Below are 25,513 nucleotides of genomic sequence, written 5' to 3' on the forward strand. Positions count from 1 at the left end.
AAAGCTCCTTAACATTAGAGTACTCTATCTTTTTTTCATAAATTTATTAGTCTATAGCTTTTCTACTTTGGCCTATCCCATTATGTTATGCTAAAATATTGTCGTATCTACAAGAAAAGGAGAATCACACCTTGTCGAATCCAGTATACGGGAAATCTAATAAGACGTCGAGGAAAGCAAATAGCAACTCGACTACGCCACTGCTATGGACATTGACCATAGGACTCATCTTATTTTTACTCTGGTCCTCTTTCCAAGTTGCGTTATTTAATGGGCAATTGCTCCAATACGAGGGCCCCATTTATTGGGCAGTAGTAATTTCAACCCTCCTATTCGTTATTTGGGCAGCTGCCTCTTTCAAGGACATTAAACTAGAAACACAGCAAGATTGGCTTAAAATCGCGGTGATATTACTGCCACTCACCTACGTCTTGTCACTCGTAAGTGCAGCATCAAAGTATTTGGCAGTTAACATGATCCTTATCCAATGTATTTATGCCATGATCTTTGTAATGACTATGTACCTACTCAAAAACAACAAAACCAATCATATCATACAATCTTCCTTAATAGGAATTGCATATGTAATTGTCGGATTTGGATTGCTAAATTGGTTGGGTGCATTTAGTTTTGCGGGCAAGCTAGTCGGATGGTTCTCATCTGGTGTCGTGAATGGGGTCTATAATCAAGCCATCTGGAACGATTCAAACGGCCCACGACTTGCATCGGTGTTTCAGTATCCTAATACATACGCCGCATTCCTGATGGCATTTTTGTTCATTTCCATTTTCAGTATGATCCGTTCCAAAAAAGTGTACACGCAATTACTGCATGGCTTCATGCTTGTGCCAATTATCTTGTCGCTACTGCTGACGCTTTCCCGTACGGGTCTTGTCATGCTCCCAATAGTCTTTATCATCCTGTTATTACTATTGAAACCTGCTAAGCAAATTCTGTGGTTTATCTATTGTGGAGTAGCTGCAATTGGTACACTGGTTGTGTTGAATCCAATAAATACAGCAGGACTTGAATTGCAACAACAATTCTCCAACTCTCTCGCCGCTAAAGGATGGATGTATCTAATAGCTGCATCCTTAATCGTGGCTATCGTATGTTGGGTTATCCAGCGTTGGATCGCACCAATACTGGAGAACAGACTTCAATCCTGGTCAGCTCGCAAGGGCTCAAGTCTATGGATTCCACTAGGGTCTGTTATTTTGACAGTCATTGTTGCCGTACTTCTGCTCGGCACGAGTGTGCGCAACATTTTGCCGGACAGTATTAGTACGCGACTTGAAAATATCAATTTCCAACAGCACAGTGTGTTGGAGCGGATTACGTTTTATAAAGATGCTACGAAACTATTTGCAGACTACCCGATCATTGGTGCGGGTGGTGGAGCATGGACCACCTTGTATGAAAAGTATCAGAACAATCCTTATGTCAGTGCCCAAGCACACAACTTCTTCATGCAATACCTCGTCGAGGTTGGGATCATTGGATTTATTATCTTTATGGCATTCATTCTCTTCGTTTTCTATCAATATGTTCGTGCGTACGTAAGACGAAGCGAGGAAGAACGGGAGTCTCATTTTATGTACTTCATCCTGTCCATGTCCATTCTGGTACTGAGTATCCTTGATTTCAATATGAGTTATGTCTTTATTGGAATTCTTGTTTTCCTTGGTCTTGGCGGTATGGCTGCTGCGATGGATCCTAAGCCGATGCGTCGATTGAAGCTTAGTGACTCCACAGCACGTGGAATCTACAGTGCGATTGCCGGAGTAGCTGTAATCATCCTGCTCATTATATCTGTGCGATTCCTGCAAGCTAACCATTACGCTTACGAGGCAAAAGAAGTAGCTCAAACTAGTCAGGACTTCCAGGAGATCAAAGCGCCACTCGATAAAGATCTGTCGATTCGCAGCACACATACAGATTCGTTGCTGATGCTTTCTTCTCTTTATCAACAGGGCTATCAGCAGACACAAGATGACCAGTTCTATACGGTCTCTGTAGAGCTGCTCCAGCGTGGTCTTGAAGCAGAGCCATTTAATAAGAGCATGGTTAAGCAACTCATGGGTATATACGAATTGAAGGGTGAATCAGACCAAGCCTATACTCTCCAAAAAGAATATGCCAACAGCTACATCTGGGATATGGATTGGTATGAACAGCTGATCAGCCGTTCGTTCGATCTCGGATATCAGGCACTTGGACAAGGTGATACGGCTAAGAAGGAATCTTATTTCACATCAGGTCTGGATGCTTACCAGCATGTTATTGATGGTGTAGAACACCTCAAGACTCTCCCTGAAGGGCAGCTTCAAGGACAGCCATTTGAGCTCACTCCAACAATGACTCTTAATGCAGGGAAAATGAAATACATGCTAAATGATTCCGCTGGAGCTGCAATGATCCTTAAGGGTGGAATTGCTGAGGATCTGTCCGATGCGACCAACCGTGAAATTGCTCGTTGGTACCTTGCTGCTCTGACTAAGGAAGGACAATCGGATCAAGCGTTGTATGATAAATTGATTGCTGTTGCACCTAATGAAGCTGACGAGATTAAACAGATTGCTGAACTGAGCTTCTAATAATAACTTATCTCAAGTTAGATCAAAGCAAAAAGGTTTACCCTTGAGGGTAAACCTTTTTTGTATATAAAAATTTAAAGTTAATACTAGTTCGACGCCACAATCTTCTTCAGATAATTCAACAAATCTTCCCGCAGATCGTCATGCTGAAGTGCATAGTGAATCGTTGTCTCAATAAAACCCAACTTCTCTCCCACGTCATGACGAAGGCCTTCAAAATGATAGGCTAATATTCTTCTCTGCTCATTCAGACGAGATAACGCATCAGTCAGCTGAATTTCCCCACCGACACCTGCAGATTGTTGACCGAGAATCTCAAAGATATCCGGCGTAAGAATATATCGCCCCATAATAGCAAGATTTGAAGGAGCGTCTTCAGGCTTCGGCTTTTCAACCAAACGTTTAGAGAGGAATACTCGGTCATTGGTTTTCAAGATTTGTTCGCCATCCACAATACCGTAACGGGAAACTTCTTTCCAATCCACGGGCTGAACACCAACGATTGGAGACTGGTACTCATCATAAACTTCCATCATCTGCTGAAGACAAGGCTTATCCGCCTCAACGATATCATCTCCAAGCAGCACAGCAAAGGGTTCGTCTCCAATAAACTTGCGTGCGCACCATATCGCATGGCCCAGTCCTTTGGGCTCCTTTTGACGAATATAGTGGATATCTGCCATTTCAGAGGACTTGCGTACTTCATTTAATAGATCCCATTTCTGTTTATCGACCAGATTTTGCTCCAATTCAAAAGAATAATCAAAATGGTCCTCAATGGCCCGCTTGCCTTTACCGGTCACGATTATAATATCCTCAATACCTGAGGCTACTGCCTCTTCGATAATGTATTGAATTGTTGGCTTGTCAACAATAGGTAGCATTTCCTTAGGCATCGCTTTGGTTGCTGGCAAAAAACGAGTTCCCAGACCAGCAGCCGGAATAATGGCTTTACGAATTCTCATGATTTAACTCTCCCTCTTTATAGAGTAGATGATATGTATATCTATTCTTTCAATTCTCGAAAGTGCAAAATTGCAAAAAATACATTAATCATCAAGCTATGTAATCTAAAATAGTTAATTATAATATATCAGATATATAAATGCATGTTTTGTATTTTCAAGATGATTTTACTAGTATTCTATTCATACTATACTAAACAGGTTACACTTCTCATCCATATCAATCTTCTCTAATAAAATGATAGGGTGATACAAGTTAACAAACTGTACCACCCTATTCCACCAAAACAGCATACTTATACCATCAACAGCTCCCGAATATCCTGCTCAGATAAGGTCGTTGATCCCCCATCTCCTGGTTCGATCACTTCCGCAATCAGATCCTTCTTCCTCTGCTGCAGTTCCAGAATCTTCTCTTCGATCGTGCCTTCCGTAATCAGTCGGATAACCTGAACCACTTGCTTCTGCCCCATCCGATGAGCGCGGCCAATGGCTTGTTCTTCGACAGCGGGGTTCCACCACAGATCATATAGAATAACAGTGTCAGCGCCCGTTAAGTTCAGTCCGGTACCGCCAGCTTTCATTGAGATCAGGAATAGCTCTCCTTCCCCCTCGTTGAATCTGCGGCACATGTCGACCCGGCTCTGAGACGGTGTCTGCCCATCCAAATAAAAAAGATTCCTGCCTTGTGCTGCCAGCGTCTGCCGAATCAGATTCAGCATGCTTGCAAACTGGGAGAAGATCAGGATTCGTTTGCCTGCTGCCAGACAATCCTGAACCGTTTCGAGCAGCTGTTCCATTTTGCCTGAATCGCCCTGGTAGCCCTCAACAAACAGAGCCGGGTGACAGCACAGCTGGCGTAAACGGGTGATGCCTGCAAGTATTTTGATCCGATTCTTTTGGAAACCGTTCTCTTCCATATCCTTGGATGTCTCATCCTGAAGCTGGGAGAGGTAGGCAGCATACAGTTTCTTCTGCTCCACCGTTAGCTCAGAGCGCTGTACCGTCTCAATACGATCCGGCAATTCCTCCAGCACGTCCTTCTTCAGGCGGCGGAGAATGAACGGACGAACCATCCGGGCAATGCGCTCAGGCGGCAGGTCCCGGAATCTGCGATAGCTCGGAAACAGACCGGGGAATATCGCTTCGAAGATGGACCACAGCTCATCCAGCGAGTTCTCTACAGGCGTCCCTGTGAGCGCAAAGCGTCGCGGGGCCTGAATCTGCTTGACGGCCTGAGCCGTCTGAGAGGAAGAATTTTTGATCGCCTGAGCCTCGTCCAGGATAAGCGTATGAAATGTTCTTCCCAGATACATGTCCAGATCTCGACGCAGCAATGGATACGACGTTACGATGACATCCGCCTGATTCATGTCTGCCAGCATATTGGCGCGCTCTTCCTTTTGCCCTGCAGCAATCAGGACGCGTAAATGCGGGGCAAATCGCGCAAATTCATTCGCCCAGTTGTAGGTCAACGAAGCAGGTGCTACGACAAGCACTGGAGGATGGGTTGCTTGGCTTCGAATGGTTAAGCCATCCTGCGATATTCCCGATGCATGGGAATCCCCCCCTAGCCCCACCAGAGACGCTTCATCCCATGGCAATCCAGTTACAGGATCAATCCCTGAATAGGCAGCCTCTGAAGCGCCCTCTCCCAGTATCCCATTTTTCCCGTAACGATCTGGTCTTCCAACATCTCCGTCTAAAATCGGGTTCTCTCTTAGTTCAGCCGTGATATAGGCGATGCTTTGCAACGTTTTGCCAAGTCCCATGTCATCTGCCAGGATCCCGCCAAAACGATAAAAAGCGAGTGTGCGCAGCCACTGATATCCACTGGCCTGATAATCCCGCAGCACGGTAGCGAGTGCATTCGGCAGCGCAAAATCCATCCGCTCAGGATCACGAAGATCATCCAGGAAACGCTTCAGGGAACCTCCCCATTTCACATGTCCGGAAACCTCATCCCGGCCCGGCAGCTGTAACGCTCGAACGGCTGGCAGCCGAATGTGGCTGCCTTTGATATCGCCCGCTCCAAGCCCTAACGAGTCCGCCATGTGGGCGAAGCTGTCTGCTCCTTCATTTTCAAGCGAAAGAAAGACACCACTGCGCAAGCGGAAATACGGTTTCTTTTCCACAATGCTGCGCATGATTTCCTGAAGTTCCTGCTCGTTCACGCCTTCCATTTCAAACGAAATCTCCAGCCAGTCCAGCCCTTTCCCGAGATCTGCTCGAACTTTGGGAGGGGTGGGATAGGATGGCATCATGGCCTTCACGGCATTCGGGACATAGATGTCCACCTGTTGTTTCTCCAATTCGGGCACCAAATGATACATTACATCATAGATGGCATCTTCACGTTCACTTGCCCACACGCTGCCTTCCCGTTCCAGAAAGGAACGATCCAGTCGCTCAATCAGATTCCGCTCGGCATGACGATCACGCACCAGGATAACCTTTTTCTCTTCTTCATCGATCAGATATTCTGCCAGCGGGTTAATCACCATTACACCATAATCAAACTCCAGACGCGCAGTGATCCTTTCCCGGTAAAAATCAATATAGAGCTTCGGCGCAAGCTCCGGCTCAGCAATTCGTTCACGCACCTGGGCGTCGATCGACAGATGTCCAAGGGTACGCAGTTCCGGCACCACATGCTGCACGAACTCATCGACTTGCTGGGAGGAAATATCAATGCTTTCCTTAATCCCATATGAGGTGAGCGCCCTGCTCAAGTCTTCCAGACTGCGCATCTGCATCGGCTCCAGCGTGTGAAGTTGTCCTTCAACCACAGCAGCATCATAGGCCGGAAGAAGAATCAACTCGCGCAAACCTGAGATCTCGAGCTGGTACCCCTCATTGTCCCCCTGGGCAATCCGATAAAACAAAGGCAGTGCTCCTTCACCCAACGTGAGCGGTCCGTTCGCGAGTCCCGTACCTTCCATCCGGCTGTCGGCCTGAAGCAGCAATTCCAGCAGCGGTTTCCACACCAGCGGCGCAATCAATATATCCCGCCCATCCGAAGCCCCCAGATAACCGGAGATGGATTCTCGATACGCTTCCTCGCTCTGCCTCATACGAATCAACATGGACAGAATCTCCTGATCCTGAGGGCTGAAATAATGCATGGAAGGATCATAGAAAAACAGTTTGGTAAACGACATCGGCTCGCCCTTCTCAACGCAGTTCAGGAATTGCTTCACCTTTTGCACCACGTATAGTCGTTTACTTCCGACCTTAAGCTCCAGCGCGAGCTTGGCTCCCCCTTTGTGAACCTGAACGAGCTTGCATATAAACTGAACCTGAAGCTCTTCTCGCAGCGATGAGCGGGTGACAGGTGCCGTATATTTACGTTCACCCGCATGTAAGGGACTGCGTTCCTTGGCAAAGATGGACAGAATCTGGTCAGCTGTGCGATACGAAGGCTTGTCTGCTGAACGTCCCCAGCCTGGAGCGGAACTCGGGCGACCTGCCTGGGCAAAATGGACAACCGGTTGATGATCCGCTTCAGCAGCGGAATTAAGTCCGAAAGCAGAGGATCCATTCTTTTGTGCAAAAGAAAGTGATGTTGTACTCGTACTGGACTCCGTATATCGTTTTGAACTTGAACCTTCGTGTCGTTCCGGATTGTCATTCCTAGCCGAGTCTAAGGTTGAAGAAGAGTTGGGACGCTCCCACTCCTTCTCTTCCACCAGCGTACCTACTCTGGAAGCAGGGCCTACACCAGAGCGAGAAGGATTCCCTGAGGAAGGTTTGGATGACTCCTGCGAACTACTGGTACCCGCAGCGTTAAGCTCCTGCAGTTCACCCCATTCATGAATCGCCAGCAATACTGCAGCGACATGTTTGCAATAGTCATAATACCGGCCATCACCTGGACAAGTGCAATTTGCCTCAACTTCCCCTTTTTCGTCCAAATCCACCTTCACCTGATATCGTTCCGTGCCACGCACCATGGCTTCATAATGATGCTGATCGTCACTGACAATCAGATTGCTCACCCTGCCGGACTGGTTATAGGCTTCCCCTCGTTTAAATGCCGTGACCCCGCACAGCAATTTGATATCCATCATCGTGAATGGCGCCACGGTTCTTCGCCTCCTATATTTCTCTGACAAACAAGATACCACGTACAAATCTGATATCGGTATAGTTCAAGTCTATTTTATAGAAAAAACCCCAAGAGCTCCGTAAAGCAGAGATTGGGGTTGCTTCATACTTTCATGCATTTTGCTGATTGTTCCGGTTTCGATCTATTATTTCACCAGTTGACCACGCGTTACGCCAAGCTGGTTTGTTGCTTTCAGTGTTTTCCAAACTTGTGTACCACTGATTTCGCCACGCAGAGCACGATTGTACAGATCAATAACCTCGCGCACCTGCTCTGGGGATTCTTCCAGGAACTCCACACGGTAACGGGATACACCCAGATCCATAAAGTTGGTCAGATATTCTGCACCGGATTGTTCCACCGCATTATACACGGTATTACGGCAGCCTTCGTCCACACGTACCGGGTGAGACATACCGATCCGGTCTTGCAAGGAAGCCCGGTGATCTTCACATGGACGTCCACAGTTCGTAAAGTCCGTTCCTTCACTCATAAACGTACAGTACACACAGTGCTCGGTATGGAACATCGGCAAATGCTGATGAATAACGACTTCCGTCTGACTTGTACGGGAGTGTCCCAGCAAATCAACCATTTGCTGAATGTTCAGGTCATAAGAAGGTGTAATCCAGTCACAACCTGCTTCCAGGAACAGTTCCACTGCTTTGTGATTGGCAATGTTGAGTGAGAAGTCACCGATCAATTCCGGGTGCTTCGCATCCGGGTTCTCCATCCGGTGGCGCAGATAGAAGTACAGTGCACCCGTATTACGTACGAGTACAGCATCCGGCTGCAAACGCAGGATGTTGTTGTGATACCCGTTCTCGCCAGGCATATGAATGCGTGGTGTTGCCAACGCAATCTTGCGGCCTGCGGTACGAACAGCTTCCACTGCTGCCGGGAACTGCTTAATAAACTCGAAGTCGGCGTAGATCATGCCGACACCCGCTTCCAGCGCTGCCTCCACTTGTGGCAGGCTGCGGCAGAGCGCGGTCAGCTCCGCATGACCGCGAGCAACTGGCGCTGCTGGTTTAACCGCATCGCCGTAGACTTCCACCGCCCGTTTCACGTAGACGGGCGGTTTAGGGCGCTCGCCCGCGAGTTGTTCCACCGCCTGACGGCGAATGTTATTCAACTCGCGCATCGGGATGATGACGTCACCGTGCAGGTTGACGTCCAATTCTTCCAGCTGGAACACAGTGCCGCCCAGACGTCCGAATTGCTCTTCGAGCAGTTCGTGTGTCATTGGACGCTTCTGGGCAATATCCAGTTCCATCTCGGAATTCACACGGACTGTCGTGCCCTTCTGCACGTCCGTCCACCATGTGCTAAGCGGCTGCCCTGGGCTGCCGATAACTTTTACGTTTACCGGGAAGATACGATAAGGCTTCTCGGTTTCAAAGCTCTGGCGCAGACGTTTGTCCAGCGCCGGATCATTCGTTTTCCATACTTTGTCGCCAACTTTCACGCGGCGCAGGTCCACATCACTACGGCCTGGTACAACGTCCACGATCCAGCCTTCCTCGGCTTCGCCTTCAAGCTTCACGCCTTTGCGACGTACATCGTAGACACGTCCGCCTTCTTCCTTCTTCGTCGGATCTCCGGCATCAAATACGATTCCATCTCCACGTTTCACTGGTGCATCGAGCTTCAGGACGACACCATCACGCAATACTTGGTCCACACGCCCCAGATAAACACCACGGCTTTTCGGGAACGTACCGTCAACCAGCTGTTTATTATTCGTTCCGTCTAGGAAACCATGCGTGAATCCACGAGAGAAGCTCTGCTGCAATTCACGAACTTCTTCCTTACTTGGAGGAGTATTATCTCCATCAAAGTAACGGTCGATTGCTTTGCGGTATTTACTAACCACGTTGGCCACGTATTCCGGCGTTTTGAGACGTCCTTCGATTTTGAAGGAAGTTACGCCTGCTTCGATCAGTTCCGGCATCAAGTCAATTGCAGCCAGATCCTTCGGAGACAGCAGATACGCCACATCGCCCATTGGTTTATGCTCGCCATCCACCATCAGGTCGTACGGCAGACGACAAGCCTGTGCACATTCCCCACGGTTGGCGGAACGTCCGCCCCACATTTCAGAAGTCAGGCATTGCCCGGAATAAGACACACACAATGCACCGTGAACAAATACTTCCATCGGCAACTTCGCCTGTTCTCCGATCTTCTGAATCTGCTTCAGGTTGTTCTCCCGTCCAAGCACGACACGTTCCATATCAAACGGCTTCGTAAACTCCACCGCTTCCGGTGACGTAATCGTCATTTGGGTTGAACCGTGAATCGGGAAATCCGGTGAGATCTCGCGAATCATTTTGACCAGACCCAAATCCTGTACAATCACGGCGTCCACACCTGCATCGACACAAGCGTCGATCAGTTCTTTGGCATCCGTTAATTCATTTTCAAAAATCAATATATTAAAGGTCAAAAAACCTTTTACGCCATAACTGTGCAAAAACGCCATAATCTCCGGCAGCTCGTCCATACGGAAATTGTTCGCCCGTGCCCGTGCATTAAATTTTTCGACTCCGAAGAAAATCGCATCCGCACCGTTAGCTACCGCCGAACGCATACAGTCCCAGTCACCTGCGGGTGCCAGAAGCTCAACGTCTTCTCTTCGTATTGTTGCTGTTTTCATGTGTATCCTCCCCATAACCGGCATAGCCGGATTTCATCCCTGTACCCTGTAAGCTAAATCCTGTACCTTGATTCCATACGCCTGCATTGTCACTGTATCGCTATATCTATACATTATGTCTGTATTGCCTGATTCCCAAGCCTACAGTCATTCTTATTTTTCAGAACAGCAGTCATAACTCCTGAACTAGTATAGTGTACCACTTCTGCAACGACTCTTCTACGCTTTCCTGAAAAAACCGTTTATCATTTTCATTTCCATCTCAACATGCATATACGAAAAACCGGAAGGTCTCTTGACCCTCCGGCGACATACATCTATTTTATTTCAGCATTTCGCATTATTTAATAAAAGTAAATGAGTTCACGGCTTTTTCCAGCGCTGCTGCCTGGACTTCCGTCTTGTTGGCGTCATTCAGCCCGCTCGTAATGGTATACGTCGTTCCATTCTGTTCAAACACGATCTGACGTCCAGTATACGGCACACCATTGTCCACTTCATGATAGATAAAGGAAAACGCAGGCACACCCGCAAACGTCAACTCCTCACTGCTAAGCAACTTGAAGTTTTTACGGGTTTTGGTTGCTTCCGCATATGCCTCTCTAAGTTGACTGACGGTCATTTCAATCGATTTGTCCTCACTCGCGGCAATGGAGAATTGACCACCTGTGAAGGTATACACGACGGGAGAATACTCAAATCGATCATTGTACGGCGTCCAGTAACGTGGAATATCAACACTGTAATGATAACGTTTGGACGTTCGTGTCACAGCTTTTGTTTTATCCGTCAAATATGGGTCTTCATCCAGCTGTCCGAAATTATCAGATACAGTATCAAAATCAATCTCGACACTCTTCATGATACTCTTAAACCATTCACGATCCTTCGTCTGCTCCTCAGGGAACGTATACTCTGCATAATAGCGATAACCGTTTTTTTGCAAAAGAACATCGAACTCCGTCTGCCATCCATCTCCAAAGTTATAACGGAACTCATTCACCTCAGCAGTCTCGCCTGATACATCCATCGTATACGAACCTATCGGTTCATAACTTTCCGGCGTGAACGTCTCACGCATCCATTTGTCCAGTTGGCCGCTCCACTCTTTGACCGTCGCACCTTTCGGTGCAGATGTAACACGCAGCTGCAGATATGCACCATCTTTGGATTCGTATATCATCTGTGTGTTGTCCATGGACCAACCTGCTGGAATCTTCAGTTCAATGCCATAATCGTCATTCCAGGTAGAGCGCATACCCTCATCCACGGTTGAAAGATCCTTAATTGTACGATCGGACTGTGCATAAGTAGGCTGGAATGAATTAAGCAGCGCTGCACGTTTGCCCAGGTCCTTGTAATTCAGAGCTTCATAGTCCGCGAGGTATACGTCATATTGGCGACCATCATGGATATATTGGCGCATTTCCCATAATACCCCGTCTGCATCCTTAACCACAATCCGGGCATAAGGTATTTTCCCTTTGGCAATTGATTCCCGATCGAGCACGGTATCTCCGCTCTCTTTTGCTTCCTGAACAAGTTGCTGTAACAAATCATCCGAATCCAGACTCACATCCTGGTCACTCACGTACACTTCAAGATAATAACTGCTGTCCTCCGCGCCAAATGTCATCATGCGCTCCTGCTCACCCGTTTGCAGAATCATGAGGTCAGATGGGTAATTAATGGACCAGCCGTAATAACTGTTACCAATTCTCGTTTTGCCTTCGTCCAGATTAATGCCGCCCTCGTCCTCATCCACCGATTCATCCGTTTGCAATAATCGAATGACCATTTCTCCTGAACTGCTTGGGGCAAGTGTAGCGCCAATCCCAGCAGCTACCGGGCGAAGTGGCACCATGAGCACGCCATTTACCATTTTTGGGGCTGCGCCCATCTCTTTTTTGACTCCATCTACCCAGGCAATCGAACTGCCAATCGTTAAGGTGACAGTATGCGGACCTTCCTTAACCTTGACCACATCATTCTTCTCCAGTCGGATCTCGCTGCCAAAAGCTTTCTTGAATACACCGACAGGAACCATCGTAACCCCTTTGAACTTATATGGTTTGGCGATAGCCTGCTTGCTGCCGTTGATATAGGCGCTCGTACTACCCGCTGTGATCCGCAGCTCACTTGTTATAAGATCGGATGCCCACGCAGGCAATGCCGCTCCAATGCTCAGCATCCCGGCTAACATTCCTGTGCTCAGCACACGTAAAAATGATTTTTTCATTCCGTTCATTCGTCCTCTCTGGATCCGGATTGCTCGCCGGGCTTTATTGATCTTCATCTACAGTGAACTGCTCATCTTCATCGTCTTGGATATCCGCTCGATCAGCAAGGACCACCGTACGAGTGACAATATCGCCGTCCGTTTGCATTAACAGTTTGACCTTCTGTCCTGGCACATACGTTTTGAGCAACTCATTGATATCCACCACAGAGGACACACGTGTACCTGCCACACTGTATAACACATCTCCCTCTTTGATTTTGGCTTTCTTCGCTTGAGCTGACAGCACACCCGTAATCGTCAAAGGATCATCTGTAGGCAGGCCCACAATCGCTGACCAGCTCTCTTCCAATTGCAAGCCGAGGCTTGCACGCTTGATTTTTCCGTATTCAAAAAATTGATTGATAATATATTGAACGGTATCTACAGGAATCGAAAATCCAATACTCTCGATACCTACTGCTGAAAATTTCATAGAGTTAATACCGACAACTTCACCTTTGAGGTTGACCAGCGGTCCGCCGCTATTACCCGGGTTAATGGCCGTATCTGTTTGAATCAACCGATAGGTGGCCTCCACTCCCCGATTAAGACCACTTATTACGCCTACAGTCGCCGAGTTACGCAAAGAGAAGGAAATCGGTGTGCCGATGGCAATGACGGTTTCTCCAACGGTTGTTTGTGAAGCTTTGGCAAAGGTCGCCGGTTTAAGAGATTTGGCATTAATTTTGATTAGAGCGATATCGCTTAACGGGTCACTGTATATTTTGGTGATTTTATATGTATTGCCATCCGTCGTCACGACCAACGGATTGATTAATCCATCAACTACATGGGCATTCGTTACAATCCAGCCGTTGGAGCGGATGATCACGCCAGTGCCATGAGCCAGGTTATAGCGGTCCGATGTAACGCCATCCTGTGATTCAGTAGATTTGCCGATGATGCCTACAACAGACGGAGATACTTTTTCAATTACTTTAGGAACAGCTTCATTGCCCTTATACTGAAACGTTCCAGATTTGGCGTCATATTGCCCACTTCCTCCGAGCGCTTTGACCAAATCCTTTGAACTAACATATACTTGTCCGTCTACCACTTTGGCTTGCATACTTGATGAAGACTCCGCTGCTCCAGCCGTTGCTGCAACACTGATCGAGAGTACAGCAGCCATCAGTATGGCTACGCCCTTTTTCCCCAACACTCTCATTCTCTCACCTAACCCTCTCTATATATCCTCCGTTATGCAACCGAACCATATGATCCATTACTGAATCTCTTTCTCTATTATCTGCAATACCGGTATCCTCAAATTTAACATACAAATTATTCCTGTACAATCGCTTTAAGACCTAAATTTCCATAGAGAAGGCCGTATTATCCACACCACTCTGCAAAACACAAAAAAACACCCTCCTTAATTCCATGGAAAGTGTTTGTCTGTTCTTCTACTTGCTGTTTTCAAATAAGTTCAGCGTTGTCTACGAACCAAACCAACCGGTAATCATGGCATAGTCCGTCAAAAGGAATACAAGCAGACTGACCACTGCAAATCCGATAGCAAACAAATTCTTCTTCGGTGCGCGAAGCAGACGAACCACTCCGATGAAAATCAGGATCGTAAATAAGATGACAAAAATATCAAACGCATTAAAATTCGAAGTACTCGCCGCGGCAGCTTCTGCAAACAGCATGGATAGACAGACCTCCTCACCATAGTTGAACAGCTAAACGCATACCCTAATATCTTCCTCTATGTTATCTGTACCCTGCTTGTAATGCAAGCCCTATCATCCAGAAAAATGAAAAAAATCCAGTTTGGCAGTAGATTGATGGAATGCTTGCTCTACCACATATGTAAACACTTTCACCGATGTCATATTTAGATCAGCACAACGGCAAAATATCAGAAAACCCTTCTCCTCAGAAGAAGAGGGCATCGAATCATACATCGATGCGCCTACTTCATGAAAAGAAGGGTTAGATATTCACAAACAACCTGTACACTGGAGCATTTACTCCGTCAATTGCAACGTCTTGCTTCGTTCCGTATCCCGCTCCAATACTGGCTTCAAGTACTTACCAGTATATGAAGCTTCCACTTTAATAATATCCTCTGGCGTACCTGTCGCAACAATGGTTCCGCCACCACTTCCACCTTCTGGACCCAGATCAACGATATAATCGGCTGTTTTGATTACATCCAGGTTATGCTCGATAACCAATACCGATTCACCGGAATCCACCAGACGATGCAGAACGTTCAGCAGACGATCAATATCATCGACATGAAGACCGGTTGTTGGCTCATCCAGAATATAGATGGTTTTCCCCGTACTGCGACGATACAGCTCGGAAGCAAGCTTCACGCGTTGGGCTTCACCGCCGGACAAGGTCGTTGCAGGTTGCCCCAAGTTAATGTAGCCCAACCCCACGTCGAGCAAGGTTTGCATTTTGCGATGAATTTTCGGAATGTTCTCGAAGAACTGCGTTGCATCCTCTACCGTCATTTCCAGCACATCTGCAATATTTCTATTTTTGTATTTGACTTCAAGTGTTTCGCGATTGTACCGTTTGCCTTTGCAGACCTCACAAGGCACGTAGACATCTGGCAGGAAGTGCATCTCAATTTTGATAATGCCGTCCCCGCGACATGCTTCACAACGTCCACCTTTAATATTGAAACTGAATCGGCCTTTTTTGTACCCCCGCACTTTAGCTTCATTGGTCTGTGCAAACAGATCACGGATGTCATCAAAGACGCCTGTATAAGTAGCCGGGTTGGAGCGTGGTGTCCGTCCGATTGGAGACTGGTCAATATCAATGACTTTATCGATATGTTCCAGACCTCGAATCTCTTTATGCAGACCTGGGCGTACCCGTGCGCGGTTCAGATCACGTGCTAGCGTTTTATACAAAATCTCATTAATTAGTGTCGATTTACCAGAGCCGGATACACCCGTTACTGCGGTGAATACGCCCACTGGAATTTTTACATTCAGGTTTTTCAGGTTATTTTCCTTCGCTCCACGTACTTCCAGCCATCGGTCTCCGACACTACGGCGTTCCGTACGTATCGGAATAAATTTGCGCCCACTCAGATATTGACCCGTTAACGAGTTCTCGTCATTCATGATTTCTTCCGGTGTACCCTGCGACATGATGGTACCACCGTGGATACCTGCCCCCGGACCAATATCAATAATATAATCGGCGGCCATCATCGTATCCTCATCATGCTCAACCACGATCAGTGTGTTACCTATATCCCGCATGTGAGCGAGTGTGGAGATCAGACGATCGTTATCCCGTTGATGCAGACCGATACTCGGCTCATCCAGAATATACAGCACACCCATCAGGCTGGAACCAATCTGTGTCGCCAGTCTGATTCGCTGGGCTTCACCACCGGACAACGTTCCTGCAGCACGGCTCAGCGTCAGATAATCCAGTCCTACGTTTACTAGGAAGCCGAGACGACTGTTGATTTCTTTTAAAATAAGTTTGGCAATTATTTCTTCTTTTTCACTCAATTGTAGCGAATCGAAGAAACGACCAGCTTCTCCAATGGACAAACTTGTCACATACGCCATGTTGTGATCGTTAATCGTAACAGCAAGGCTTTCACGTTTCAGTCGCTGTCCTTTACATGTTCCACACGGCTTGGCACTCATATAACCTTCAATGAATTCACGGATACCTTCGGATGCTGTCTCACGGTAACGGCGCTCCAGATTATTCACAATACCTTCAAAGGTAACCAGCGCTTCTTTCCGTTGTCCAAAATCATTCTCGTACCGGAAACGAATTTTCTCCGTACCTGTACCCTGCAACAGCTTGTTCATTTGTTCAGCAGGCAGATCTTCTACAGGTACGTTTTGCGGAATGTTAAAGTGTTCGCATACCGACTTGAGGAACTGCGGATAATAGGTTGATGTGCCACCTGTCCACGCATCAAACGCACCGTCTTCAATTGTTTTGCTGCGATCCGGCACCAGTAAGTCCGGATCAACAATCATTTTGACACCTAATCCATCACAATCCGGACAGGCTCCAAATGGGCTGTTGAACGAAAACATGCGCGGCGCCAGCTCATCAATACTGAACCCGCACACCGGGCAGGCAAAGTTGGAACTGAAACGCAGTTCTTCTTCACCCATAATATCTACCAGCAGTTGTCCACCGGACAGATTAAGTGCAGTCTCAATAGAATCGGCCAAACGTGATTGCACATCTTCCTTGATCACGATCCGGTCAACGACGACTTCAATCGTATGTTTCTTGTTTTTTTCCAATTGGATATCTTCGGACAGATCACGTAATTCCCCGTTCACCCGAACACGGACAAAACCTTGTTTGGAGATATCGGAAAACACACTTTTGTGTTCACCCTTGCGTCCCGAGACAATCGGGGCCAAAATCTGCAATCGGGTACGCTCAGGATATTGCATTATGCGGTCAACCATTTGTTCTACGGTCTGGGAGCTAATTTCCACGCCATGATCCGGACAATGGGGATGTCCCACACGTGCAAATAACAGACGCAGGTAGTCATAGATTTCCGTAACGGTTCCCACGGTAGAACGCGGGTTACGACTTGTCGTTTTCTGATCTATGGAGATGGCCGGAGACAATCCTTCAATGGAATCAACGTCCGGTTTCTCCATCTGCCCCAGAAACTGCCGTGCATAAGCCGATAATGATTCAACGTAACGTCGCTGTCCTTCGGCATATATCGTATCAAAAGCCAGCGAGGACTTGCCTGAGCCACTCAGACCGGTCAATACAACAAAACGGTCACGCGGGATGGTGATATCAATGTTTTTGAGGTTATGCGCTCGCGCGCCTTTGATGACAATGTTCTCGCTCGCCAATGGTATTCATCCTTTCAATGTTGAAATTCCAACCTTTTTTAAAGGCTTTTCAATCCCTCCCAAACCCTCCCTTCCAAGGGAGGGCCCCAAAGGGCGCAGCCCTCTGGACACCCGAAACAAGCGGTGCAATGGTGAATGGTCGGGTCTTGCTATGTGAAGGTTGTCGTGTGCCCGCAGCTTCGTCCAAGATCCCGGCCGATCGCCGGTCTCTTGGACGGCCGCTCTACCACGAGAGGACGCTCACGGCTTTGCATCGCTCGCGAAGGTCGCCATTGCCTTCGGCTCGGCTCCCTTTGAACACCGGGACGCTCACGGCTTCGCCTCGTTCGTGAAGGTCGCCATTGCCTTCGGCTCGGCTCCCCTTGAACACCGGGACGCTCACGGCTTCGCCTCGTTCGTGAAGGTCGCCATTGCCTTCGGCTCGGCTCCTGGGTACACAACTTCCAAATGTTTTCCTATAAACCTTTTAACCAATTTCAACTTTTCTATCAGTATAGACCTGATTTTATGTTTTCAACATGTCTAATTATCGGTAGACATCAATGATTTCCTGACTCAACAAGAGAACGGCCACCCGGCCGTTCTCTTGTTGCAGATCTATCCTTGCTGCGACACATTCATTACTGTGCCTCTATCTTATATTTCTACAGTCTGCTTAATAAGCTATTCTGCGCGCAGTTCCAACAATGCATCGCGAAGTTCAGCAGCACGCTCAAACTGCAAGTTTTTGGCTGCGTCTTTCATCTCTGCCTCTAGGCGCTGAATAAGCGACTGACGTTCCTTCTTCGACATCTTCTCGGCAGCGCCTGTAAGATAGTCTTTCTTGGATTCGGCAACTTTGGTTGCTTCAATCACATCACGCACTTTTTTACGAATCGTCTGTGGTGTAATGCCATGCTCTTCGTTATATTCAATCTGGATTGCACGACGGCGTTCCGTTTCCTTAATCGCCTTATCCATCGAATCCGTCACTTTGTCACCATACAGGATAACTCGACCTTCGCTGTTCCGTGCAGCCCGACCAATCGTTTGAATCAGTGAGCGTTCCGAGCGTAGGAAGCCTTCTTTGTCGGCATCCAAAATGGCTACCAGAGAAACTTCTGGAAGATCCAGACCTTCCCGGAGCAAGTTGATTCCGATAAGGACATGGAAAACCCCTAGCCTTAGATCACGCAGGATCGCCATACGCTCCAACGTCTTGATCTCGGAGTGCAAATAACGAACCTTGATTCCGATCTCCTTCAGATAATCAGTTAGATCCTCGGACATCTTCTTCGTTAATGTTGTGATCAGGACCCGCTCATCCTTCGCAATCCGGTCGTTAATCTCACCGATCAGGTCATCGATCTGCCCCTTCGTTGGACGCAGTTCAATAATTGGATCAAGCAGACCGGTTGGACGAATGATCTGTTGTACCATCGTATCCGTATGCTCTATCTCGTATGGACCTGGTGTCGCGGATACATAGATAATCTGATCCATCTTCCCTTCAAACTCATCGAATTTGAGAGGGCGGTTATCCAGCGCAGATGGCAGACGGAATCCGTGATCAACCAGTACAGTCTTCCGTGCTTGGTCACCGTTATACATCGCACGGATCTGTGGAAGAGTCACGTGGGACTCATCGACCACAATCAACATATCATCCGGAAAATAGTCCATCAGCGTGTAAGGTGTATCGCCTCGTTCGCGGAATGTCAGTGGGCCGGAATAGTTTTCAATCCCTGAACAGAAGCCGACTTCTTTCATCATCTCAATATCGTAACGTGTACGTTGCTCCAGTCGCTGAGCCTCCAGCAATTTCCCCTGTTCACGCAATACTTCAAGACGCTCTTCCAGTTCACGCTCAATATTCACTAGCGCAACCTTCATCGTCTCTTCCTGGGTTACGAAGTGAGATGCCGGGAATATCGCAATGTGCTCACGTTCCCCAACCAGTTCTCCGGTTAACACATCAATCTCTGTAATTTTCTCAATCTCATCTCCGAATAATTCCACCCGAATCGCATGTTCACCCTTGGATGCTGGAAAGATCTCAATAACATCGCCCCGCACGCGGAACGTACCGCGCACAAAGTTAATGTCATTTCGCTGATACTGGATCTCCACCAGACGGGACAAAATCTGATTGCGCGGTTTCTCCATCCCTACCCGTAAGGACAGAAGCATGCTGGAATACGAATGCGGCGAACCCAAACCATAGATGCAGGATACACTCGCTACAATAATGACATCTCTACGTTCAAATAATGAACTCGTAGCCGCATGGCGCAACTTATCGATCTCTTCATTGATACTTGAGTCCTTCTCGATATACGTATCCGAGGAAGGAATATAGGCCTCTGGCTGAAAGTAATCGTAATAACTGACAAAATACTCAACCATGTTATTTGGAAAAAAGTCTTTGAACTCACTTGCAAGCTGAGCTGCCAGCGTTTTATTGTGGGCAATAATCAGTGTGGGACGTTGCAGCTTGGCAATCGTCTGTGCAATGGTGAACGTCTTACCCGTACCCGTTGCACCCAGCAATGTCTGATATCTCTTCCCCTCCTGAACACCCTTCACCAATTCTTCAATGGCTGCAGGCTGATCACCTTGGGGAGAAAACTCTGACTCGATTTCGAACGTTTTGTCGCTCATTATAATATCGCTCATTGCCGTATCTCACCCTATCGTCTAAAATAATAGTCACTATATATTGTCGAAGTTCCCCGAATTTACATATGGGAAAACTTATAGTAATAGGAATATTTGTTCCCGTTTAATTATACCTCGTCTGTGCAAGTGATGCAATCGCGAACTAAAGATAGGAGTGGGTTAATTTATGGATATTGCGACACTTATCGGCATTATTGCCGGGATTGCCGCAGTCATTAGTGGTTTTTTATGGGAAGGTGGCCAATTATCCGGTCTGATGCAAAAGACCGCTGCTCTAATTGTATTTGGTGGAACAATTGCCGCAGTTGTTGCCAGTTTCCCTGCACATCGGCTGCGTACGATTCCTGCTGCCCTCCGCATGGCCTTTGGGCGTAACAACAATGACTCAAGCCAGTGGGTTGAAGAACTTGTAGATATGTCTTCAATTGCTCGCCGCTCAGGCGTGCTTGCACTGGAACGAAAAGTGATGGATCATCCGCATCCATTTTTACAAGATGGTATTCAAATGGTTGTCGATGGCACAGATCAGGATGTTGTTCGCCAGATCATGGAGATGGAGATTGATTCCGTCGAACAAAAATATGAAGGTTATGCCAAAATTTTTGAATCAGCAGGCGGTTATGCTCCAACGATGGGTATCATTGGTACCGTGATGGGACTTATTCAGGTACTTGGCAGTCTGACCGATCCTACCGGACTCGGTCCAGCAATTGCTGTTGCCTTTACCGCAACCCTTTATGGGGTCGCCAGTGCCAATCTTATCTTTTTACCCATTGCTTCCAAAATTAAATCCCGTGGAGCAGACGAAATTCAAACGATGGAAATGCTGCTCGAAGGCGTACTATCCATCCAGAACGGGGAAAACCCTCAGCTTGTGCGTAAACGGCTCGAGTCCTTTACACTTACTCACCGCCAGATTACACGTCCTGTAGTGAAGGAGGGATTGGATGAGTCGGCGCAGTAAACGGCGCGGAAAACGTGAACCTGGAGATCATCGAGATCGCTGGATGATTACCTATGCCGATCTCATTACCCTGCTGCTGATCTTTTTTGTGATCATGTATGCCATGAGCAATCTGGATTCTGGTAAATACGATGTGGTTACTCAATCGTTGCAAAATACTTTCAACCAATCCAACTCCCTGCTTGATCAAGGTGAAGGCATTGGTGGTACAGCTGGACAAGCTATTACCAAAAATCCACCTTCTCAGATTCAGGGCGAAGACCCTGGAGAAGGTGAAGGTTCTCCTTCCGGCTCCGAGACAGGTACGCCAGAAGATGACGATCAGCCACTTACGGAGCGGGAAGAGCAATTCAGATCACAGGAGCAGGAGCTGCAAAATCTGTTCAATGTGATTACCCAGTATATCGAGGACAATAAACTGGAAAATCAGATTTTTGTTGCGGACAAGCCGCAAGGCATCTCTATCACACTCAGTGACCGCTTCCTGTTTGATCAGGGAAAAGCCGCACTCAAAAGTGATGCTTCACCCACTCTGAGCAAATTAGCAAGTCTGTTCCGTGATCTGAGCACAGTTGTCAGCATTGAAGGACATACGGACAACGTTCCTGTCGGGGCGAACGCTACCTATAAAGACAATTGGGAACTTTCCGGGGAACGTGCACTGTCTGTACTGCGATTTTTTCTCGATAAAGAAAAGCTTGACCCTGACGGATTTCAATATGCCGGATATGCGGATACACGCCCAACTGGGGATAATACCACCGCCGCAGGGCGGCAAAAAAATAGACGTGTGGAAATCACCGTCTTGCGTCAACTCCAGCCTTAATCTCCAGCATTTCGTATGAAGCATCCTTGCTTTATTATAAAAAGCACGTTCTTACTGAATTCGATTCAGCAGAACGTGCTTTTTGTTTATACTTCTATCTCTTATTGCTAAACGACAGATCCCTTATTTTCTTCGTTGTACAGCAATGGCACACGATGTGATTATCTTCATCATACAAACGATGCACACATTACGCATCTACGCCTGGCTGGCTGGGACGAAGAATCGCCGAACCCACCGTAAGCAAAATGGCTGCCATGCCAAACAGTATCAGCAGCGGCATTGTGATATCCGACAACGTACCACCAGCAGAGATCGTTTCCACCGCTTGAATCGCCCATTTCTGCGGAACAAAATTAGCGAGTTTTTGCATGTAATCCGGCATGATCGACAGTGGCCAGAAACAGCCACCAATCATACACGTCGGTGTGATAATCAGTGAATTTAGCATGGTTGCATTTTTGGATTCACGAATCAAACCGGCAACCGTACTCGCAATCCCCATGGAGACCAGCATAAATGCGGCCAGAATGAGAAGGTGGATGCCAAATGGAAGCCCCGCATCATAATGAAGCACCCATCTGCTAATCCCCAGCACCAAAACAATTTGGATCAAACCGATCGCAAAACTCCCCAGAAAATTGCCCAGTGCGATTTCATAAGCGCGGACCGGCGCCGTGTAGACTCTTGCCATCGTCCGCTGCCTGCGGTCTTCCATAATTACAGCAACTGTACTGGTCAGCAGACCCATCATGAACATAATCGTAAATCCAGTTACGTTGTTCAAACCCGGTTTTGGATAAATCTTCAGCTCAGTTGCTTCACCCGAAATCTGATGTTTACCAAGTTCAAGTAACAACTCTTTAAATTTTGCTTCTGCCAGAGCTGGATCAGGAGTCTCACCCGATGACGCATCTGTTGCTGCCAATACTGCCGAAACAGATTGATTCAATCCCGCCGCCAAACCTTCAACAGCAGCTCTAAGCGTATAAGAGCTTTCACTGACACGAAGTTCTACCAGCTGGACTTCAGGCTGTTTATCTTGCAGTAGATCGTCCGTGTAATGCGCCGGGATAACGAGTCCTGAACTCCCCCTTTGCTGCGCGATGGCTTCCTTAACTTCCGCAACGGTTTTCATGGGTTTCAGAAAATATTCTTCTTTGCGGCCAAGCTCATTCAAGATCCATGCACCTGCTGCCCCCTGATCCTCGTTTACATAAGGAATGACTGCACGTGTTCCCTCCTCGCTCCCGAACAGAGCAATTGTTCCTGTGACGACAAGGCAAGGAAGAAGAAAGAATGTGATGAAACCACGTTTGCGCAATATCGTGCGCCGAATCATCAGCCAGGCAATATTCAGGCTATTCATAGCGATATCCCGCCTTTCTATAGATCAGTCCCGCTGCTGCCACCATTACCGCACATACCGCACCAAGCATCATGATGCTGTACATAATCTCACTTACGGGGGCGTTCAGCATCATCCGCAGAAAACTTTGTAAAGCCCAATGGTTTACCGTAAATTCACTTATTCGCTGTACAAAACCAACGGCAATGGGTCTAAATCCACCGCTAATAAACGTCATGGCAATAATGATGCCTTGAAGAGCGGCGCTTGCGGATGCGGAATTCTTGAAAAGCAGGGCAACAATCACGCCAAGAGTCATGGAAGCCAGCGTAATCAGCACACAAATCAGAACAATCAACCCTGGATGTGTGCCCCAGTTCACACCATATAACCAATGCGTCACCAGTACGATGATGATGGCCTGCAAGAAAGCAATTAGGCTGTTGCCTGCAATTTTCCCTGCAAAAATGACCCCATTGCCGATTGGAGCTGCCTGTAAGCGAGTTAGCGTTTTTTTGTCCCTTTCACCAAACAGGCTGTTGCTGGTTGTCATGCCTGAATAAAGCATGAACATGGCGAGCATGGAAGCCGCATAATATTGTGAGGCGCTATAAGAGGTGCCCACTTCTCCGGGACTGCTTACGGCTATATATGAAGAGTTCGCGCTATTGGTCTGTGAATGCTCAGCCATTGCAGCTACTGCGTCAGGACCTAACACTTTCGCCGCAGCTACTTGTCTGTTTAGTTCATCTGTGAACCGCGTAAACAAAGTCTCACCTACAACATTGAGCGTGCCATCCTTTCCCAGTATCCATTGCAACCTTGCCTCTTCCCCTTTCATAATCTGCTCCTCCAGATCTGATGGGACGATTACGGCAAAATCCAGATCACCCAGTCGCAGTGCACTTATAGCCTCTTTTTCCGTAGAAATGTTCTGCACCTTCATCATCGCGGCTACCGCCGGAGATGTCACAAATGTATTTAGTGCGTTAATGATCGCATCCGAACCGGAATTCTTTTCAGTTTGAATGATCCCTACTCTCACCGGGTCAGGAATGGCGTCTTTTGCCGTCCCCATTGTACTGGAAAGTGCAGTACCCAATATAAAGATGAGCAGCAGCGGCAGGATAAACAGATTCAGCAGAACCGAGCGAATTCTCAGAATCCGCCTTAACTCAAAGATGCAAATATGCCATATGTTCATCTGAATCCTCCTAGTCCCGAAGCGTACGTCCGGTCAGATTGAGGAAGAGCGTTTCCAGATCAGGCTCTTCGACCTTGAGCGATTGAATGGAGATCTCATGTTTGCTGCAAATGAAGAGCATATCCTGTAGATCCTGCTGTGCAGAAGGCAGCGTAACGGTCAATGTATCGTCTGATACTTCTACCGCCCGCACACGGGGATGAAGTTTTAGCTCCTCCACAACATTGGGACCAATGCCCGAAGTAGTGAGTACTATTTTTTCCTCAGATGCAACTCGTTCTCTCAACTCTGCTTCGGTGCCACAGGCAATGATATGCCCCTGATCCATAATCGCTACCCGGTGACTGATTGCAGCAACTTCCTCCATGTAATGACTTGTATAAATGATGGTTGATCCCATCTGATTAAGCGTACGGACCGACTCCAAAATATGATTCCGTGATTGCGGGTCAATGCCCACTGTTGGTTCATCCATAATGATTAAATCCGGCCGATGCATAATCGCACACGCAATGTTCAGCCTACGTTTCATACCGCCAGAGAAAGTGGACGGGGCATCCCTCGCTTTGTCCTGCAAACCTACAAATTCGAGGGATTCCTGCACCCTTTCTTTAAGCATTTTTCCACGGAGTCCATATAGTCGGGCAAAAAAAGTTACATTCTCCGCAGCGGTCATCGTTTCGTATAGAGCCAGATCCTGTGGTACCAGCCCGATTTTGCGTTTTACTTCAAGCGGCCGCTCCTTGACTGATATGCCATCCAACCGAATTTCACCTTGATCCATATTTAAAAGACCGGCAATCATACTAATGGTGGTACTTTTCCCTGCTCCATTGGGTCCAAGCAATCCAAAAATTTCACCTTTACCGACACTCAGATTTAAATGATCCACTGACAGCTTGCTACCGTATCGTTTCACGACATGATCCACTTCAAGCATAGCCATAGATTATACACTCCTCTTCCGTCCAGCTTCCTACGACTGGATTTTCATATCTTCATATCTGTATTGTAACGAATTGTGATCTTCTGCGAAGGTACGAAAGGTCATGAAACAAAGGTGACTTAAGT

General features: G+C 47.4%; 14 protein-coding genes and 1 pseudogene. 3 read left to right on the forward strand and 12 right to left on the reverse strand.

Annotation, left to right across the window (positions count from 1 at the left end):
* The first annotated feature begins 131 nt into the window (after window positions 1-131).
* Window positions 132-2,597, forward strand: coding sequence for an O-antigen ligase family protein (locus G3352_RS20340; protein WP_163759259.1), 2,466 nt, complete (start codon window positions 132-134; stop codon window positions 2,595-2,597).
* Window positions 2,598-2,683: 86 nt separating this feature from the next.
* On the opposite strand, the gene galU is transcribed toward G3352_RS20340, so the two are convergent.
* From galU to uvrB, 9 genes and pseudogenes are all read right to left on the reverse strand, one after another.
* Window positions 2,684-3,562, reverse strand: a complete 879-nt coding sequence (gene galU, locus G3352_RS20345; RefSeq protein ID WP_163759261.1) for a UTP--glucose-1-phosphate uridylyltransferase GalU — start codon at window positions 3,560-3,562, stop codon at window positions 2,684-2,686.
* Window positions 3,563-3,858: 296 nt separating this feature from the next.
* Complete coding sequence (locus G3352_RS31730; RefSeq protein ID WP_481856315.1) at window positions 3,859-6,723, reverse strand: DEAD/DEAH box helicase; 2,865 nt, start codon at window positions 6,721-6,723, stop codon at window positions 3,859-3,861.
* Between the two features lie 666 nt (window positions 6,724-7,389).
* Window positions 7,390-7,632 (reverse strand): annotated as a pseudogene (locus tag G3352_RS31735) (SWIM zinc finger family protein); the annotation flags it as partial.
* A gap of 183 nt (window positions 7,633-7,815) precedes the next feature.
* Window positions 7,816-10,329, reverse strand: a complete 2,514-nt coding sequence (locus tag G3352_RS20355; RefSeq protein WP_163759265.1) for a U32 family peptidase — start codon at window positions 10,327-10,329, stop codon at window positions 7,816-7,818.
* Between the two features lie 340 nt (window positions 10,330-10,669).
* A complete protein-coding gene (locus tag G3352_RS20360) occupies window positions 10,670-12,568 on the reverse strand; it encodes a stalk domain-containing protein (RefSeq protein ID WP_240343161.1) in 1,899 nt (632 codons plus the stop codon).
* A 43-nt stretch (window positions 12,569-12,611) separates the two neighbouring features.
* Window positions 12,612-13,778, reverse strand: a complete 1,167-nt coding sequence (locus tag G3352_RS20365; RefSeq protein ID WP_240343162.1) for a S1C family serine protease — start codon at window positions 13,776-13,778, stop codon at window positions 12,612-12,614.
* A gap of 271 nt (window positions 13,779-14,049) precedes the next feature.
* Entirely contained in the window at window positions 14,050-14,262 is a 213-nt protein-coding gene (locus G3352_RS20370) for a hypothetical protein (RefSeq protein ID WP_076287653.1), read from the reverse strand.
* A gap of 321 nt (window positions 14,263-14,583) precedes the next feature.
* Window positions 14,584-17,442 (reverse strand): excinuclease ABC subunit UvrA, encoded by a 2,859-nt coding sequence (gene uvrA, locus G3352_RS20375; protein ID WP_163759267.1) that lies wholly within the window; start codon window positions 17,440-17,442, stop codon window positions 14,584-14,586.
* A 663-nt stretch (window positions 17,443-18,105) separates the two neighbouring features.
* The gene (gene uvrB, locus G3352_RS20380) at window positions 18,106-20,097 is read right to left on the reverse strand and encodes an excinuclease ABC subunit UvrB (RefSeq protein WP_163759269.1); all 1,992 of its coding nucleotides are present in this window, start codon (window positions 20,095-20,097) and stop codon (window positions 18,106-18,108) included.
* A gap of 169 nt (window positions 20,098-20,266) precedes the next feature.
* Here uvrB and G3352_RS20385 point away from each other — a divergent pair, with 169 nt between their 5' ends.
* Window positions 20,267-21,064 (forward strand): flagellar motor protein, encoded by a 798-nt coding sequence (locus tag G3352_RS20385; RefSeq protein ID WP_072733566.1) that lies wholly within the window; start codon window positions 20,267-20,269, stop codon window positions 21,062-21,064.
* Window positions 21,048-21,890 (forward strand): flagellar motor protein MotB, encoded by an 843-nt coding sequence (locus G3352_RS20390; protein ID WP_163759271.1) that lies wholly within the window; start codon window positions 21,048-21,050, stop codon window positions 21,888-21,890. Before G3352_RS20385 ends, G3352_RS20390 begins: the two co-directional genes overlap by 17 nt.
* A 190-nt stretch (window positions 21,891-22,080) precedes the next feature.
* Here the strand turns inward: G3352_RS20390 and G3352_RS20395 are convergent, their stop codons facing one another.
* Genes G3352_RS20395 through G3352_RS20405 form a run of 3 tightly spaced genes read right to left on the reverse strand, consistent with a single transcriptional unit; the run spans window position 22,081 to window position 25,388 of the window.
* Window positions 22,081-23,259 carry an ABC transporter permease gene (locus G3352_RS20395; protein WP_163759273.1) on the reverse strand — a complete coding sequence of 393 codons (1,179 nt, stop codon included), beginning with the start codon at window positions 23,257-23,259 and terminating at the stop codon, window positions 22,081-22,083.
* Window positions 23,252-24,442, reverse strand: coding sequence for an ABC transporter permease (locus G3352_RS20400; RefSeq protein WP_163759275.1), 1,191 nt, complete (start codon window positions 24,440-24,442; stop codon window positions 23,252-23,254). Before G3352_RS20400 ends, G3352_RS20395 begins: the two co-directional genes overlap by 8 nt.
* 10 nt (window positions 24,443-24,452) lie before the next feature.
* Entirely contained in the window at window positions 24,453-25,388 is a 936-nt protein-coding gene (locus G3352_RS20405) for an ABC transporter ATP-binding protein (protein ID WP_163759277.1), read from the reverse strand.
* Window positions 25,389-25,513 lie beyond the last annotated feature (125 nt).

The sequence above is a fragment of the Paenibacillus sp. ALJ109b genome, from assembly GCF_010747435.1.
In the GTDB taxonomy this organism is placed as follows: Bacteria; Bacillota; Bacilli; order Paenibacillales; family Paenibacillaceae; genus Paenibacillus; species Paenibacillus taichungensis.

What these genes read in the sequence shown, in the direction of transcription:
- G3352_RS20355 (WP_163759265.1), bottom strand. Translation starts at nt 10,329, where the DNA reads ATGAAAACAGCAACAATACGAAGAGAAGACGTTGAGCTTCTGGCACCC.
- G3352_RS20365 (WP_240343162.1), bottom strand. Translation starts at nt 13,778, where the DNA reads ATGAGAGTGTTGGGGAAAAAGGGCGTAGCCATACTGATGGCTGCTGTA.
- G3352_RS20385 (WP_072733566.1), top strand. Translation starts at nt 20,267, where the DNA reads ATGGATATTGCGACACTTATCGGCATTATTGCCGGGATTGCCGCAGTC.
- uvrB (WP_163759269.1), bottom strand. Translation starts at nt 20,097, where the DNA reads ATGAGCGATATTATAATGAGCGACAAAACGTTCGAAATCGAGTCAGAG.
- G3352_RS31730 (WP_481856315.1), bottom strand. Translation starts at nt 6,723, where the DNA reads ATGTCGTTTACCAAACTGTTTTTCTATGATCCTTCCATGCATTATTTC.
- G3352_RS20390 (WP_163759271.1), top strand. Translation starts at nt 21,048, where the DNA reads ATGAGTCGGCGCAGTAAACGGCGCGGAAAACGTGAACCTGGAGATCAT.
- G3352_RS20405 (WP_163759277.1), bottom strand. Translation starts at nt 25,388, where the DNA reads ATGGCTATGCTTGAAGTGGATCATGTCGTGAAACGATACGGTAGCAAG.
- G3352_RS20395 (WP_163759273.1), bottom strand. Translation starts at nt 23,259, where the DNA reads ATGAATAGCCTGAATATTGCCTGGCTGATGATTCGGCGCACGATATTG.
- G3352_RS20360 (WP_240343161.1), bottom strand. Translation starts at nt 12,568, where the DNA reads ATGAAAAAATCATTTTTACGTGTGCTGAGCACAGGAATGTTAGCCGGG.
- G3352_RS20370 (WP_076287653.1), bottom strand. Translation starts at nt 14,262, where the DNA reads ATGCTGTTTGCAGAAGCTGCCGCGGCGAGTACTTCGAATTTTAATGCG.
- G3352_RS20400 (WP_163759275.1), bottom strand. Translation starts at nt 24,442, where the DNA reads ATGAACATATGGCATATTTGCATCTTTGAGTTAAGGCGGATTCTGAGA.
- galU (WP_163759261.1), bottom strand. Translation starts at nt 3,562, where the DNA reads ATGAGAATTCGTAAAGCCATTATTCCGGCTGCTGGTCTGGGAACTCGT.